This window comes from Nocardioides jejuensis, from assembly GCF_004337475.1.
Classification (GTDB): Bacteria; Actinomycetota; Actinomycetes; order Propionibacteriales; family Nocardioidaceae; genus Nocardioides; species Nocardioides jejuensis.
Genome location: NZ_SJZJ01000035.1, coordinates 17,264 through 29,927 on the forward strand (window position 1 = coordinate 17,264; position 12,664 = coordinate 29,927).

The window sequence follows — 12,664 nt, forward strand, 5'->3', positions numbered from 1 at the left end:
CCATGCTGATGCCGCGCCGTGTCAAGCACCGCAAGCAGCACCACCCCGACCGTCGTGGTGTTGCCAAGGGCGGTACCACCCTCGCCTTCGGCGAGTTCGGTATCCAGGCCCTCGAGCCGCACTACGTGACGAACCGCCAGATCGAGTCTGCGCGTATCGCCATGACCCGCCACATCAAGCGTGGCGGCAAGGTCTGGATCAACATCTACCCGGACCGTCCGCTCACGAAGAAGCCTGCCGAGACCCGCATGGGTTCCGGTAAGGGTTCGCCGGAGTGGTGGGTCGCCAACGTCAAGGCCGGCCGTGTCATGTTCGAGCTCTCCGGTGTTCCGGAGGACGTGGCCCGCGAGGCGATGCGCCGCGCGATCCACAAGCTCCCCATGAAGTGCCGTTTCATTTCGCGAGAGGCGGGTGAGTTCTGATGGCTACCGCTTTCGAGCTCGACGAGCTGAACAACACTGACCTCGAGGCGAAGCTCCGCGAGGCCAAGGAGGAGCTGTTCAACCTCCGCTTCCAGGCCGCCACCGGCCAGCTGGAGAGCAACGGCCGTCTCCGCACGGTCAAGAAGGACATCGCCCGGATCTACACCGTCGTGCGTGAGCGTGAGCTCGGTATTCGCACGACGCCGGGTGCTACGGCTGAGGAGGCCTGATGAGCGAGAACGCCACCACCGAGGCGCGCAACGCCCGCAAGGTCCGCGAGGGCCTCGTCGTCAGCGACAAGATGGACAAGACCATCGTCGTCTCTGTCGAGGACCGCGTGAAGCACGCCCTCTACGGCAAGGTCATGCGTCGCACGATCAAGCTGAAGGCGCACGACGAGAACAACGAGTGCGGCATCGGCGACCGCGTCACCATCATGGAGACGCGTCCGCTGTCCGCCACCAAGCGGTGGCGCCTCGTCTCGATCGTCGAGAAGGCCAAGTGACCTGCGGCCGTCGGTCCCGGCAGTGATGCCGGGGCCGGGGGCCGACCCAGATTCCAAAGCAAGTTCGGCCAGGCTCGTTGCCCGCTGAGGCGGCGAGAACCAGCTCGACAACCAGGAGAAATCAATGATCCAGCAGGAGTCGCGACTCAAGGTCGCCGACAACACCGGTGCCAAGGAGATCCTTTGCATCCGTGTTCTCGGTGGCTCGGGTCGACGCTACGCCGGTATCGGTGACGTCATCGTCGCCACCGTCAAGGACGCGATCCCCGGTGGCAACGTCAAGAAGGGTGACGTCGTCAAGGCCGTCGTCGTTCGCACGGTGAAGGAGCGCCGTCGTCCGGACGGTTCCTACATCAAGTTCGACGAGAACGCTGCCGTCATCCTCAAGGCTGACGGTGAGCCCCGCGGTACCCGCATCTTCGGCCCCGTGGGCCGCGAGCTGCGCGAGAAGAAGTTCATGAAGATCATCTCGCTGGCTCCGGAGGTGCTGTGATGGCTAGCTTCAACATCAAGACTGGTGACACCGTCAAGGTCATCGCCGGCAAGGACAAGGGCGCGACCGGCACGGTCACCGCTGTCTTCCGCGAGGACGACCGCGTTGTCGTCGAGGGCATCAACCTCGTCAAGAAGCACGTCAAGGCGATGGCCCAGGGCCAGGAGTCGGGCATCGTTTCCGTCGAGGCCCCGATCCACGTCTCGAACGTCATGCTCGTCGAGGGTGACGGCGTCACCCGCGTGGGCTTCAAGAAGGTCGAGGGCACCAAGAAGCGTGCCGACGGCTCGTCGTACACCGTGGAGCGCTCCGTGCGCATCTCCCGCAAGACGGGGGAGGAGATCTGATGACCGAGACCATTCAGCCCCGCCTGAAGACCCGCTACCGCGCGGAGATCGTGCCGGCCCTCCAGGCCGAGTTCGAGCTGCCGAACGTCATGCTGGTTCCCGGCCTGACGAAGATCGTCGTCAACATGGGTGTCGGCGACGCCGCCAAGGACTCCAAGCTGATCGAGGGTGCGGTCAAGGACCTCACCGCGATCACCGGCCAGAAGCCCCTGGTGACCAAGGCCCGCAAGTCCATCGCGCAGTTCAAGCTGCGTGAGGGCATGCCGATCGGCGCGCACGTCACGCTGCGTGGCGACCGCATGTGGGAGTTCCTCGACCGCCTCCTGTCGCTTGCGCTTCCGCGTATCCGCGACTTCCGTGGTCTGAACCCGGGCCAGTTCGACGGTCGTGGCAACTACACCTTCGGTCTGACCGAGCAGGTCATGTTCCACGAGATCGACCAGGACAAGATCGACCGGTCGCGCGGTATGGACATCACGCTCGTCACCACGGCCACCACCGACGACCAGGGCCGCGCGCTGCTCAAGCAGCTCGGCTTCCCGTTCAAGGAGAACTGACATGGCGAAGACTTCGCTCAAGGTCAAGGCTGCGCGCAAGCCGAAGTTCGCTGTCCGCGGCTACACCCGCTGCCAGCGCTGCGGCCGCCCGAAGGCCGTCTACCGCAAGTTCGGCCTGTGCCGTATCTGCCTGCGGGAGATGGCTCACCGTGGCGAGCTCCCCGGCGTGACCAAGTCCTCCTGGTGACCAGGTCCCGGATTTCCACCTATCGCTGAAGGTCCGTCCCGCCGCTGAGCGTGCGGAAACCGCAGCAGAGAGAGAACAAGCATCATGACGATGACTGACCCGATCGCAGACATGCTCACGCGTCTGCGTAACGCCAACCAGGCGTACCACGACACGGTGGCGATGCCGTACTCGAAGCTGAAGCAGGGTGTCGCCGACATCCTCAAGGCCGAGGGTTACATCACCTCCTACGACGTGGCCGACAACGTCGACTCCGACGGCCAGCCGGCTGTGGGCAAGACGCTGACGATCACCCTCAAGTACGGCCGCAGCCGCGAGCGTTCCATCGCTGGCGTCCGCCGCATCAGCAAGCCGGGCCTCCGGGTCTACGCCAAGTCCACGGGTCTCCCGAAGGTGCTTGGCGGTCTCGGCGTCGCGATCATCTCGACGTCGCAGGGCCTGCTCACCGACCGTCAGGCGAACCAGAAGGGCGTGGGCGGCGAAGTCCTCGCCTACGTCTGGTGATCTGAAACCGAGAGAGGAAGAAGAAGCATGTCGCGCATTGGCAAGCTCCCGATCACGGTTCCGGCGAACGTGGACGTGACGATCGAGGGAGACCTCGTCACCGTCAAGGGCCCGAAGGGCACCCTGTCCCACTCCGTCGTCGCGCCGATCACGGTCGAGAAGAACGAGGGTGTCCTCGACGTCATCCGTCCGGACGACAGCCGCCAGGCCAAGTCGTACCACGGCCTGACCCGCACCCTGATCAACAACATGGTCGTCGGTGTCACCGACGGCTACGAGAAGAAGCTCGAGATCGTCGGCGTGGGTTACCGCGTCCTGCCGAAGGGCCCGACGCAGCTCGAGTTCCAGCTCGGCTACTCGCACTCGATCACGTTCGACGCGCCCGAGGGCATCACCTTCACCACGGACGGTCCGGTCAAGCTGGCCGTCGTGGGCATCGACAAGCAGCTCGTCGGTGAGGTCGCTGCGAACATCCGCAAGCTGCGGAAGCCGGAGCCCTACAAGGGCAAGGGTGTTCGTTACTCCGGCGAGCACATCCGCCGCAAGGTCGGAAAGGCTGGTAAGTGATGGCTATCTCGCTCAAGAACAACAAGCACACCTCGGCTCGGGTGCGTTCGCGCCTTCGTCGCCAGGTTCGTGGCCGCAAGAAGATCTCCGGCACGGAGGAGCGTCCGCGCCTCGTCGTGACGAAGTCGGCCAAGCACCTTTCCGTCCAGGTCGTCAACGACCTCGTCGGCAAGACGCTCGCTTACGCGTCGACCATGGAGAAGGACGTTCGTGCCTTCGAGGGCGACAAGACCGCCAAGGCGAAGAAGGTCGGCGAGCTCGTCGCCGAGCGCGCCAAGGCTGCCGGTATCGACGCGGTCGTCTTCGACCGCGCCGGTAACAAGTACCACGGTCGCATCGCTGCGCTGGCGGACTCCGCCCGCGAAGCCGGTCTGACCTTCTGATCGCGAAGACAAGAGAGAAGAGGAAAGTCTGATGAGCGGAGCCCAGCAGCGCGGTCAGCGCGCCGGTGGCGAGCGCCAGTCGGGCGGTCGTGGAGGCCGCGACGGTCGTCGCGGTGACCAGAACGCCGACAAGACCGCCTACATCGAGCGTGTCGTCGCGATCAACCGTGTCGCCAAGGTCGTGAAGGGTGGTCGTCGCTTCAGCTTCACCGCCCTCGTGATCGTCGGTGACGGCGAAGGCATGGTCGGCGTCGGCTACGGCAAGGCCAAGGAGGTGCCGGCCGCGATCGCCAAGGGTGTTGAGGAGGCCAAGAAGCACTTCTTCAAGGTCCCCCGTGTCCAGGGCACCATCCCCCACCCGGTCCAGGGCGAGAAGGCTGCGGGCGTTGTCCTGCTCAAGCCTGCTGCTCCCGGTACCGGTGTGATCGCGGGTGGCCCGGTTCGCGCCGTACTCGAGTGCGCCGGCATCCACGACGTCCTGAGCAAGTCGCTCGGTTCGTCCAACCAGATCAACATCGTCCACGCGACGGTTGAGGCGCTCAAGTCGCTGGAAGAGCCGGAGGCCGTTGCGGCCCGCCGTGGTCTCCCGGTCGAGCACGTTGCCCCGGCCGCTCTGCTCAAGGCCCGTGCGGAGGTGTCTTCCTGATGGCTCAGCTCAAGGTGACTCAGCTCCGCGGCAAGGTGGGTCTGAAGCAGAACCAGCGCGAGACCCTGCGCACGCTCGGTCTCAAGCGGATCGGCGACGTGGTCGTCAAGGAAGACCGCCCGGAGATCCGGGGCATGGTCAACACGGTCCGTCACCTCGTGACGGTCGAGGAGGTCAACTGACATGGCCGCTCTGAAGCTGCACCACCTGCGTCCCGCCCCGGGAGCCAAGACCGCCAAGACCCGCGTGGGTCGTGGTGAGGCCTCCAAGGGTAAGACCGCCGGTCGTGGTACCAAGGGCACCAAGGCGCGTTACCAGGTTCCGGTTGCCTTCGAGGGTGGCCAGATGCCGATCCACATGCGTCTGCCGAAGCTCAAGGGCTTCAAGAACCCGTTCAAGGTGGTCTTCCAGGTCGTGAACCTGGACCGGATCTCCGAGCTCTTCCCCGAGGGCGGCGCGATCACCGTTGCCGACCTCGTTGCCAAGGGCGCGGTTCGGGACGGTCACCCGGTGAAGGTCCTGGGCTCTGGCGACATCACTGTCGCCGTCCAGGTCACCGCTGACGCCTTCTCCGGCTCTGCCAAGGAGAAGATCGAGGCTGCCGGCGGTTCCGTCACCGTCGCCTGACCAAGGTCAAGCACCACCGCGAGGGGCTCCGGATTCGTCCGGCGCCCCTCGCGCGGTTTCGGTCACACCCCTGCCTGTTAGGCTTCCCGAGCCCGTGCCGGCCCCGCTTCGAAGCGGTCTCGCCGCCGGGCACGTGTCTCCCCACTGTCTGCTGCAACTGAGAAGAGGATCACCGTGCTGGGCGCGTTTGCCAACGCCTTCCGGACGCCGGACCTGCGACGCAAGTTGCTGTTCGTGCTCTTCGTCATCGTCCTCTTCCGCCTGGGATCGCAGATCCCCGCGCCGGGCGTCAACGTCGCCAATGTCGAGACCTGTCTCAACGACATCAAGGACAACAGCGTCTACAACCTGATCAACCTGTTCTCAGGTGGCGCGCTGCTGCAGCTCACGATCTTCGCGCTCGGGATCATGCCGTACATCACGGCGAGCATCATCCTGCAGCTGCTCGTTGTCGTGATCCCGCGCCTCGAGGCCCTCAAGAACGAGGGCCAGGCCGGTCAGCAGAAGATCACCCAGTACACCCGGTACCTCACGCTGGCGCTTGCGCTGCTGCAGGCCACCGGCATCGTCGCGCTCGCTCGCTCGAAGCAGCTCCTGCAGGGCTGCAGCGCGGACCTGCTCTACAACAACGACAGCATCCAGGTCTTCCTGGTCATGGTCGTCACGATGACCGCCGGCACCGCCGTCATCATGTGGCTCGGTGAGCTCATCACCGACCGCGGCATCGGCAACGGCATGTCGATCCTGATCTTCACGCAGGTCGTGGCGACCTTCCCGGGCGCCCTCTGGGGCGTCAAGGAGTCGAAGGGCTGGGCGACCTTCGCGATCGTCATGGCGATCGGTCTGGTCATCGTCGCCGGCGTCATCTTCATCGAACAGGCGCAGCGCCGTATCCCGGTGCAGTACGCCAAGCGCATGGTGGGCCGCAAGATGTTCGGCGGCAGCTCGACGTACATCCCGCTCAAGGTCAACCAGGCCGGCATCATCCCCGTCATCTTCGCCAGCTCGCTGCTCTACCTGCCGGCCATGGCCGTGCAGTTCAACCAGGGCAAGACCAACCAGGCGAAGTGGGTCGGCTGGCTCAACGACTACCTCGTCGGCGGCGACCACCCGCTCTACATGGCCCTCTACTTCGGCCTCATCATCTTCTTCACCTACTTCTATGTCTCGATCACGTTCAACCCTGCCGAGGTTGCAGACAACATGAAGAAGTACGGCGGCTTCATCCCCGGGATCCGGGCGGGCAAGCCGACCGAGGACTACCTCGCGTACGTCCTGTCCCGGATCACGCTGCCGGGAGCTCTCTACCTCGGTCTGATCTCGCTCATCCCGCTCATTGCCTTCGCGGTGCTGCACGCGAGCCAGAAGTTCCCCTTCGGTGGTACGTCGATCCTCATCATGGTGGGCGTCGCACTCGACACGGTGAAGCAGATCGAGAGCCAGCTCCAGCAGCGCAACTACGAAGGATTCCTCCGCTGATGCGTCTTCTCATCATGGGCCCGCCGGGTGCGGGCAAGGGCACCCAGGCCGTCGACCTTGCTTCGAGCATCGGTGGCGCCCACATCTCCACCGGCGACATGTTCCGTGAGAACCTCGCCAACAACACCGAGCTCGGCCAGCTGGCGCGCTCGTACATGGACAAGGGCCAGTACGTCCCGGACGAGGTCACCAACGGCATGGTCCGTGACCGTCTCGCCCAGCCCGACGCACAGGCGTTCGTCCTCGACGGCTACCCGCGTACGGCGGACCAGGTCGTGGAGCTCGACGACATCCTGGCCTCGATGGGCACCAAGCTCGACGGCGTGATCTCGCTCGTGGTCGCTGACCGCGAGGAGCTCGTGCAGCGCATGATCAAGCGTGCCGAGACCAGCGGCCGCGCGGACGACACCGAAGAGGTCATCCGCCACCGCCAGGACGTCTACGACGCGGAGACCGCCGCGCTGGTGCCGCTCTACAAGGAGCACGGCATCCTGCACGAGGTCGACGGCATCGGTTCGATCGACGAGGTCGCGGCGCGCATCGCTGCCGTCGTCGACACCCTGCGAGGCTGACGTGTCCCTCCGCGGTCGCGGCGTCGAGATCAAGAGCCCTGAGCAGCTCCGTGTCATGCGGAAGGCCGGGCTCCTGACGGGTCAGGCGCTCGAGGCGGTCCGTGCGGCGGTCAAGCCGGGCGTGACGACTCTCGAGCTCGACGCGATCGCGGAGGACACCATCCGCTCGGGCGGTGGCATCCCGTCGTTCAAGGGCTACAGCCACCCGCCGTTCCCGGCGACGATCTGTGCGTCCGTCAACGACGAGATCGTCCACGGCATCCCCAACGAGCGCGTGCTGGTCGCGGGCGACATCGTCTCGATCGACTGCGGCGCCATCGTCGAGGGCTGGCACGGCGACTCCGCGACGACCGTCGCGGTCGGCGGCGAGTCCGCCGTCGGCGCAGACGTGCGTGAGCTGCTGCGGGTCACCGAGGAGTCGCTGTGGGCGGGCATTGCCGCACTGCGTCTCGGTGGCCGGGTCACCGACGTCTCGGCTGCGGTCGAGGGCTACGTCCGCGGGCAGGCTCACCCGACCGGCGGGTCGTGGGGCATCCTCGAGGACTTCACCGGGCACGGCATCGGGTCCGAGCTGCACATGGATCCCAACGTCCCCAACTACGGCCGCGCTGGTCGTGGCCCGAAGATCGAGCGTGGCATGGCGCTGGCGATCGAGCCGATGGTCACCCTCGGCTCGCACCGCTGGAAGACCTACGACGACGAGTGGACGATCGCCTCGCAGGACGGATCCTGGGCGGCGCACTTCGAGCACACCGTCGCCATGACGGCCGGCGGCGCCTGGGTGATGACGGCGCTCGACGGGGGAGAGGCCCGGCTCGCCGAGCTCGGCGTTCCCTTCGGCGGCCTCTCCTGACGGAACACCCCGGGGCCCGGCGCGGTTGAGCACCTCGTGACTCCTGCGCTCTCGGTCCTCGACCTCGTTCCCGTACGCACCGACCAGTCGACGGGGGATGCGCTCGCCGCATCGCGGCGGCTGGCCCAGGTGGCAGACGGCCTCGGTCTGACCCGCTACTGGGTGGCCGAGCACCACAACATGCCGGGTGTGGCGGCGACCAACCCGCCTGTCCTGATCGCGATGCTGGCTGCGGCCACGTCGCGGATCCGGGTCGGGTCTGGTGGCGTGATGTTGCCGAACCATGCGCCGTTCGTCGTCGCGGAGCAGTTCGCACTGCTCGAGGCGGCCTATCCGGGGCGCATCGACCTCGGCATCGGTCGTGCGCCGGGGACCGATCCGCTGACCCGTTACGTGCTGCGTGGGGGAGCGGGATCGACCGAGGAGGACCCGGTCGCCCGCTTCGCCGAGTACGTCGACGAGGTGCGGCTGCTGCTCGAGCCGGACGGCGTCGAGGCGCAGCTGGGCTCGCGGCGGCATGCGCTCCGGGCGACGCCGGCAGCCCGTTCCGTGCCCACGACCTGGCTGCTCGGCTCCTCCGACTACTCGGCGCGACTGGCCGCCGATCGCGGTCTGCCGTACGTCTTCGCGCACCACTTCGCAGGCAAGGGCACGGCCGAGGCGCTGGAGCTGTACCGCACGACGTACCGGCCCAGTGCGGAGCACCCCGAGCCGCGGACCTTCCTGACCGTCAATGCGGTCGTCGCCCCGACGTACGCCGAGGCGGAGCGCCTGGCCCTGCCCAACCAGCAGGCGATGCTCGCCCTGATGCACGGCGCCGATCTCTTCCCGCAGCGCCTCCTGGAGGATGCGGAGCTCATCGGCATCCCGGAGGAGCAGCGCAGCCTCGCCGCCGCGATGCTGCGCCGGTGGGTCGTGGGAGACCCGTCCGCTGCGGCCGCGCAGGTGCGGGAGCTTGCGGCTATGTACGGTGTCGACGAGGTGATGGTGCACCCCGTCGGAGGCGCCACGGAGGGGACGCCGAGGGATGCGTCGCCCGTCCGCGAGGAGACGTTGCGGCTGCTCGCGAGCGCGCTGGCGAATTAGGTCAACGCGCCACGCCGTGGCTAGACTGGTCCGTCGGCCCAACGTGGGTCTGTTTCGTGGTGCCTCGCGGCTGCCCGGATTGCACTGCCTCCACCGTTCTCGGTGGGTGGTCTGCGCCCGGGGAAATGAGCGCCACTGACGACACACGAGGTCCACTCGTCCCGACGGCGAGAGGTTCCCGGGCCACCGGTAGAAGCAGCAAACAGATGGGATGGCATGCCGAAGAAGGAAGGCGTGATCGAGCTCGAGGGCACGATCACTGAAGCACTGCCCAACGCGATGTTCCGGGTGGAGCTGAGCAACGGTCACAAGGTGCTCGCCCACATCAGCGGCAAGATGCGCCAGCACTACATCCGGATCCTCCCCGAGGACCGCGTGGTGGTGGAGCTCTCTCCCTACGACCTCACCCGGGGTCGCATCGTCTACCGCTACAAGTGAGACAGCCGAACTAGCTAGAAAGGGCTGACATGAAGGTCAACCCCTCCGTCAAGCCGATCTGTGACAAGTGCAAGGTGATCCGTCGCCACGGCCGCGTCATGGTGATCTGCGAGAACCCGCGCCACAAGCAGCGCCAGGGCTGATCCGCCGGGCTCCGGCCCTGGATCTCTCGCAACCAGCAACACAGCACCACCACTCAATCGAGTCGCTAGCGCCCGTCACACGGCGTGAAGCCACCTCCGGAGCAGAGGCCGGAGCCGGGATTCCCATCCTGGACGCGACACGACCAGACACCTCTGTGAACTACCGAAGGGACCGCCATTCATGGCACGCCTCGTTGGTGTTGATCTCCCGCGTGACAAGCGCATTGAGATCGCGCTCACCTACATCTACGGCATCGGCCGTACCACTGCCACGCAGCTCCTGGAGACCACGGGTGTGAACCCGTCGCTCCGCGTTCACGAGCTGGGTGACGAGGAGCTGGTCAAGCTCCGCGACGCGATCGAGGCCGCTGGCCTCAAGATCGAGGGTGACCTCCGTCGTGAGGTTGCCGCCGACATCCGCCGCAAGATCGAGATCGGCAGCTACCAGGGTCGCCGCCACCGCATGGGCCTTCCGGTCCACGGCCAGCGCACCAAGACCAACGCTCGTACCCGCAAGGGCCCGAAGCGCACCGTCGCCGGCAAGAAGAAGAAGTGACCTCGCGCTGACGCGCAGTCACTTTCTTACTTCCTCGAACTCACAGACCAGCCACCTCAGGAGATTCTGAATGCCTCCCAAGAGCCGACAGGCTGCGGCGAAGACCAAGATCCGCCGCAAGGAGAAGAAGAACGTTGCTCAGGGCGAAGCCCACATCAAGAGCACGTTCAACAACACCATCGTCACCATCACGGACCCCACCGGTGCCGTGATCTCGTGGGCCTCTGCCGGCACCGTCGGCTTCAAGGGCTCGCGCAAGTCCACGCCGTTCGCTGCGCAGATGGCCGCCGAGGCCGCTGGTCGCCGTGCCATGGAGCACGGCATGAAGAAGATCGACGTGTTCGTCAAGGGCCCGGGTTCCGGTCGTGAGACCGCCATCCGTTCGCTCGGTGCCATCGGCCTCGAGGTCGGCACCATCCAGGACGTCACGCCGGCTCCGCACAACGGTTGCCGCCCGCCCAAGCGCCGTCGCGTCTGATCACCCGAGACCTAAGGAGAGACTGAATCATGGCTCGTTACACCGGCCCCATGACCAAGAAGTCGCGCCGTCTCGGTGTCGACCTCGTCGGCGGCGACGCCGCGTTCGAGAAGCGTCCGTACCCGCCGGGCCAGCACGGCCGCGGCCGCGTCAAGGAGAGCGAGTTCCTTCTCCAGCTTCGCGAGAAGCAGAAGGCCCGCTTCACCTACGGCGTTCTGGAGAAGCAGTTCCACAAGTACTACGTCGAGGCGTCGCGTCGCTCCGGCAAGACTGGTGAGAACCTGCTCCAGCTGCTCGAGGCCCGCCTCGACAACGTCGTGTACCGCGCTGGCTTCGCCCGCACGCGCAAGCACGCCCGCCAGCTCGTCGTCCACGGCCACTTCGTCGTGAACGGCAAGAAGGTCAACATCCCGTCGTTCCAGGTCTCGCAGTACGACGTCATCGACGTCCGCGAGAAGTCGCTCGAGATGACCCCGTTCATCGTCGCGCGTGAGACCCACGGCGAGCGGATCGTCCCGGCCTGGCTCGAGGCCATCCCGGGCCGCATGCGGATCCTCGTGCACCAGCTTCCGGTGCGGGCGCAGATCGACCTGCCCGTCCAGGAGCAGCTCATCGTCGAGTACTACTCGAAGAAGTGATTCTCCGTTCCCGGGTTCCCTGATCACCAGCGTGGTCAGGGGCCCGGGAACATCGCTCCACAACTTCAACTTCCTCACCCTCGAAGTTCGGGTCCGTCAAATGGTGGATGGGCCCGGGAAGGAAAGAATCAGTGCTCATCGCACAGCGCCCCACTCTGTCCGAAGAGGTCGTCGACGAGTTCCGCTCGCGCTTCGTCATCGAGCCGCTGGAGCCCGGCTTCGGCTACACCCTCGGCAACTCGCTCCGTCGCACCCTGCTCTCGAGCATCCCGGGCGCCTCGGTCACGAGCATCAAGATCGACTCCGTTCTTCACGAGTTCTCGACCATCGAGGGCGTGAAGGAGGATGTCACCGAGATCATCCTGAACCTCAAGGGCCTGGTCGTCTCCTCGGAGAACGACGAGCCGGTCACCATGTACCTGCGCAAGTCGGGTGCCGGTGACGTGACCGCCGCCGACATCCAGCCGCCGGCCGGTGTCGAGGTCCACAACCCCGAGCTCAAGATCGCCACGCTGTCCGACAAGGGCTCGCTGGAGATGGAGCTCGTCGTCGAGCGTGGCCGCGGCTACGTCTCGGCCGTCCAGAACAAGGGTGGCGACAACGAGATCGGCCGCATGCCGGTCGACTCGATCTACTCGCCCGTCCTGAAGGTCAGCTACAAGGTCGAGGCGACTCGTGTCGAGCAGCGCACCGACTTCGACAAGCTGATCATCGACTGCGAGACCAAGCCGTCGATCGCCCCGCGTGACGCCCTCGCTTCGGCGGGCAAGACGCTGGTCGAGCTCTTCGGCCTGGCCCGTGAGCTGAACGTCGAGGCCGAGGGCATCGACATCGGCCCGTCGCCGATCGACGAGCAGCTGGCTGCCGACCTCGCCCTCCCGGTCGAGGACCTGCAGCTCACCGTCCGCTCCTACAACTGCCTCAAGCGCGAGGGCATCCACACCGTGGGTGAGCTCATCGGTCGCTCGGAGCAGGACCTCCTCGACATCCGGAACTTCGGTTCCAAGTCGATCGACGAGGTCAAGGGCAAGCTCGTCGAGATGGGCCTGTCCCTCAAGGACAGCGCGCCGGGCTTCGACGCGGCGGCCGCCCTCGCGGCGTACGGCGATGACGACGACGACTCGTTCGTCGAGGACGAGCAGTACTGAGTGACTCCGGTCGGGGCGGCATCCGCCGCCCCGAC

23 protein-coding genes are annotated in these 12,664 nt (G+C 66.1%); all 23 read left to right on the plus strand.

Annotated elements, in window-relative coordinates; translation table 11 throughout:
- Nucleotides 1–2: 2 nt before the first annotated feature.
- The 23 genes from rplP (at nucleotide 3) to EPD65_RS15340 (ending at nucleotide 12,629) form a co-directional block, all read left to right on the plus strand.
- Nucleotides 3–422, plus strand: coding sequence for a 50S ribosomal protein L16 (gene rplP / locus EPD65_RS15230; RefSeq protein WP_107700750.1), 420 nt, complete (start codon nucleotides 3–5; stop codon nucleotides 420–422).
- Nucleotides 422–652, plus strand: coding sequence for a 50S ribosomal protein L29 (gene rpmC / locus EPD65_RS15235; protein ID WP_131585641.1), 231 nt, complete (start codon nucleotides 422–424; stop codon nucleotides 650–652). Before rplP ends, rpmC begins: the two co-directional genes overlap by 1 nt.
- Complete coding sequence (gene rpsQ / locus EPD65_RS15240; protein ID WP_131585642.1) at nucleotides 652–927, plus strand: 30S ribosomal protein S17; 276 nt, start codon at nucleotides 652–654, stop codon at nucleotides 925–927. Before rpmC ends, rpsQ begins: the two co-directional genes overlap by 1 nt.
- Before the next feature lie 124 nt (nucleotides 928–1,051).
- Complete coding sequence (rplN, locus tag EPD65_RS15245; RefSeq protein ID WP_131585643.1) at nucleotides 1,052–1,420, plus strand: 50S ribosomal protein L14; 369 nt, start codon at nucleotides 1,052–1,054, stop codon at nucleotides 1,418–1,420.
- Nucleotides 1,420–1,767 (plus strand): 50S ribosomal protein L24, encoded by a 348-nt coding sequence (gene rplX, locus EPD65_RS15250; RefSeq protein ID WP_131585644.1) that lies wholly within the window; start codon nucleotides 1,420–1,422, stop codon nucleotides 1,765–1,767. Before rplN ends, rplX begins: the two co-directional genes overlap by 1 nt.
- Entirely contained in the window at nucleotides 1,767–2,324 is a 558-nt protein-coding gene (rplE, locus tag EPD65_RS15255; RefSeq protein WP_131585645.1) for a 50S ribosomal protein L5, read from the plus strand. Before rplX ends, rplE begins: the two co-directional genes overlap by 1 nt.
- Before the next feature lies 1 nt (nucleotide 2,325).
- Nucleotides 2,326–2,511: a type Z 30S ribosomal protein S14 gene (locus EPD65_RS15260; RefSeq protein ID WP_010831721.1), complete on the plus strand. Its 186-nt coding sequence runs from the start codon at nucleotides 2,326–2,328 to the stop codon at nucleotides 2,509–2,511.
- An 84-nt stretch (nucleotides 2,512–2,595) separates the two neighbouring features.
- A complete protein-coding gene (gene rpsH / locus EPD65_RS15265) occupies nucleotides 2,596–3,015 on the plus strand; it encodes a 30S ribosomal protein S8 (RefSeq protein WP_131585646.1) in 420 nt (139 codons plus the stop codon).
- A gap of 27 nt (nucleotides 3,016–3,042) precedes the next feature.
- Nucleotides 3,043–3,582: a 50S ribosomal protein L6 gene (gene rplF, locus EPD65_RS15270; RefSeq protein ID WP_131585647.1), complete on the plus strand. Its 540-nt coding sequence runs from the start codon at nucleotides 3,043–3,045 to the stop codon at nucleotides 3,580–3,582.
- Nucleotides 3,582–3,965, plus strand: a complete 384-nt coding sequence (gene rplR / locus EPD65_RS15275) for a 50S ribosomal protein L18 (RefSeq protein ID WP_131585649.1) — start codon at nucleotides 3,582–3,584, stop codon at nucleotides 3,963–3,965. Before rplF ends, rplR begins: the two co-directional genes overlap by 1 nt.
- Nucleotides 3,966–3,996: 31 nt before the next feature.
- Nucleotides 3,997–4,611: a 30S ribosomal protein S5 gene (gene rpsE / locus EPD65_RS15280; protein ID WP_131585651.1), complete on the plus strand. Its 615-nt coding sequence runs from the start codon at nucleotides 3,997–3,999 to the stop codon at nucleotides 4,609–4,611.
- Nucleotides 4,611–4,793: a 50S ribosomal protein L30 gene (gene rpmD, locus EPD65_RS15285; protein WP_107700740.1), complete on the plus strand. Its 183-nt coding sequence runs from the start codon at nucleotides 4,611–4,613 to the stop codon at nucleotides 4,791–4,793. Before rpsE ends, rpmD begins: the two co-directional genes overlap by 1 nt.
- Before the next feature lies 1 nt (nucleotide 4,794).
- A complete protein-coding gene (gene rplO, locus EPD65_RS15290; RefSeq protein ID WP_131585653.1) occupies nucleotides 4,795–5,238 on the plus strand; it encodes a 50S ribosomal protein L15 in 444 nt (147 codons plus the stop codon).
- Between the two features lie 174 nt (nucleotides 5,239–5,412).
- Nucleotides 5,413–6,717 carry a preprotein translocase subunit SecY gene (secY, locus tag EPD65_RS15295; RefSeq protein WP_131585655.1) on the plus strand — a complete coding sequence of 435 codons (1,305 nt, stop codon included), beginning with the start codon at nucleotides 5,413–5,415 and terminating at the stop codon, nucleotides 6,715–6,717.
- Nucleotides 6,717–7,289 (plus strand): adenylate kinase, encoded by a 573-nt coding sequence (locus EPD65_RS15300; protein WP_131585657.1) that lies wholly within the window; start codon nucleotides 6,717–6,719, stop codon nucleotides 7,287–7,289. The genes secY and EPD65_RS15300 overlap by 1 nt, the downstream gene beginning before the upstream one ends.
- Nucleotide 7,290: 1 nt before the next feature.
- Nucleotides 7,291–8,142 carry a type I methionyl aminopeptidase gene (map, locus tag EPD65_RS15305; protein WP_131585658.1) on the plus strand — a complete coding sequence of 284 codons (852 nt, stop codon included), beginning with the start codon at nucleotides 7,291–7,293 and terminating at the stop codon, nucleotides 8,140–8,142.
- Between the two features lie 36 nt (nucleotides 8,143–8,178).
- Nucleotides 8,179–9,228, plus strand: a complete 1,050-nt coding sequence (locus tag EPD65_RS15310) for an LLM class flavin-dependent oxidoreductase (RefSeq protein ID WP_131585660.1) — start codon at nucleotides 8,179–8,181, stop codon at nucleotides 9,226–9,228.
- A gap of 216 nt (nucleotides 9,229–9,444) precedes the next feature.
- Complete coding sequence (gene infA / locus EPD65_RS15315) at nucleotides 9,445–9,666, plus strand: translation initiation factor IF-1 (RefSeq protein ID WP_026145687.1); 222 nt, start codon at nucleotides 9,445–9,447, stop codon at nucleotides 9,664–9,666.
- A gap of 29 nt (nucleotides 9,667–9,695) precedes the next feature.
- A complete protein-coding gene (rpmJ, locus tag EPD65_RS15320; RefSeq protein ID WP_004008316.1) occupies nucleotides 9,696–9,809 on the plus strand; it encodes a 50S ribosomal protein L36 in 114 nt (37 codons plus the stop codon).
- 181 nt (nucleotides 9,810–9,990) lie between these two features.
- A complete protein-coding gene (rpsM, locus tag EPD65_RS15325; RefSeq protein WP_107700735.1) occupies nucleotides 9,991–10,365 on the plus strand; it encodes a 30S ribosomal protein S13 in 375 nt (124 codons plus the stop codon).
- Between the two features lie 70 nt (nucleotides 10,366–10,435).
- On the plus strand, nucleotides 10,436–10,843 hold the full coding sequence (gene rpsK / locus EPD65_RS15330; RefSeq protein WP_120060198.1) for a 30S ribosomal protein S11: 408 nt from the start codon (nucleotides 10,436–10,438) through the stop codon (nucleotides 10,841–10,843).
- Nucleotides 10,844–10,872: 29 nt separating this feature from the next.
- Nucleotides 10,873–11,481, plus strand: coding sequence for a 30S ribosomal protein S4 (rpsD, locus tag EPD65_RS15335; RefSeq protein WP_131585662.1), 609 nt, complete (start codon nucleotides 10,873–10,875; stop codon nucleotides 11,479–11,481).
- A 131-nt stretch (nucleotides 11,482–11,612) separates the two neighbouring features.
- Nucleotides 11,613–12,629, plus strand: coding sequence for a DNA-directed RNA polymerase subunit alpha (locus EPD65_RS15340; RefSeq protein ID WP_131585664.1), 1,017 nt, complete (start codon nucleotides 11,613–11,615; stop codon nucleotides 12,627–12,629).
- Nucleotides 12,630–12,664: the final 35 nt, after the last annotated feature.

Excerpts from the sequence above, each read along its gene's own strand:
- rpsK (WP_120060198.1), top strand. The coding sequence starts at position 10,436 with ATGCCTCCCAAGAGCCGACAGGCTGCGGCGAAGACCAAGATCCGCCGC.
- rplN (WP_131585643.1), top strand. The coding sequence starts at position 1,052 with ATGATCCAGCAGGAGTCGCGACTCAAGGTCGCCGACAACACCGGTGCC.
- rpsD (WP_131585662.1), top strand. The coding sequence starts at position 10,873 with ATGGCTCGTTACACCGGCCCCATGACCAAGAAGTCGCGCCGTCTCGGT.
- rplP (WP_107700750.1), top strand. The coding sequence starts at position 3 with ATGCTGATGCCGCGCCGTGTCAAGCACCGCAAGCAGCACCACCCCGAC.
- rplE (WP_131585645.1), top strand. The coding sequence starts at position 1,767 with ATGACCGAGACCATTCAGCCCCGCCTGAAGACCCGCTACCGCGCGGAG.
- rpsQ (WP_131585642.1), top strand. The coding sequence starts at position 652 with ATGAGCGAGAACGCCACCACCGAGGCGCGCAACGCCCGCAAGGTCCGC.
- rplF (WP_131585647.1), top strand. The coding sequence starts at position 3,043 with ATGTCGCGCATTGGCAAGCTCCCGATCACGGTTCCGGCGAACGTGGAC.
- rplO (WP_131585653.1), top strand. The coding sequence starts at position 4,795 with ATGGCCGCTCTGAAGCTGCACCACCTGCGTCCCGCCCCGGGAGCCAAG.
- rpmJ (WP_004008316.1), top strand. The coding sequence starts at position 9,696 with ATGAAGGTCAACCCCTCCGTCAAGCCGATCTGTGACAAGTGCAAGGTG.
- rplR (WP_131585649.1), top strand. The coding sequence starts at position 3,582 with ATGGCTATCTCGCTCAAGAACAACAAGCACACCTCGGCTCGGGTGCGT.
- rplX (WP_131585644.1), top strand. The coding sequence starts at position 1,420 with ATGGCTAGCTTCAACATCAAGACTGGTGACACCGTCAAGGTCATCGCC.
- infA (WP_026145687.1), top strand. The coding sequence starts at position 9,445 with ATGCCGAAGAAGGAAGGCGTGATCGAGCTCGAGGGCACGATCACTGAA.
- rpsE (WP_131585651.1), top strand. The coding sequence starts at position 3,997 with ATGAGCGGAGCCCAGCAGCGCGGTCAGCGCGCCGGTGGCGAGCGCCAG.
- rpsH (WP_131585646.1), top strand. The coding sequence starts at position 2,596 with ATGACGATGACTGACCCGATCGCAGACATGCTCACGCGTCTGCGTAAC.
- EPD65_RS15260 (WP_010831721.1), top strand. The coding sequence starts at position 2,326 with ATGGCGAAGACTTCGCTCAAGGTCAAGGCTGCGCGCAAGCCGAAGTTC.
- EPD65_RS15300 (WP_131585657.1), top strand. The coding sequence starts at position 6,717 with ATGCGTCTTCTCATCATGGGCCCGCCGGGTGCGGGCAAGGGCACCCAG.
- rpsM (WP_107700735.1), top strand. The coding sequence starts at position 9,991 with ATGGCACGCCTCGTTGGTGTTGATCTCCCGCGTGACAAGCGCATTGAG.
- rpmD (WP_107700740.1), top strand. The coding sequence starts at position 4,611 with ATGGCTCAGCTCAAGGTGACTCAGCTCCGCGGCAAGGTGGGTCTGAAG.
- rpmC (WP_131585641.1), top strand. The coding sequence starts at position 422 with ATGGCTACCGCTTTCGAGCTCGACGAGCTGAACAACACTGACCTCGAG.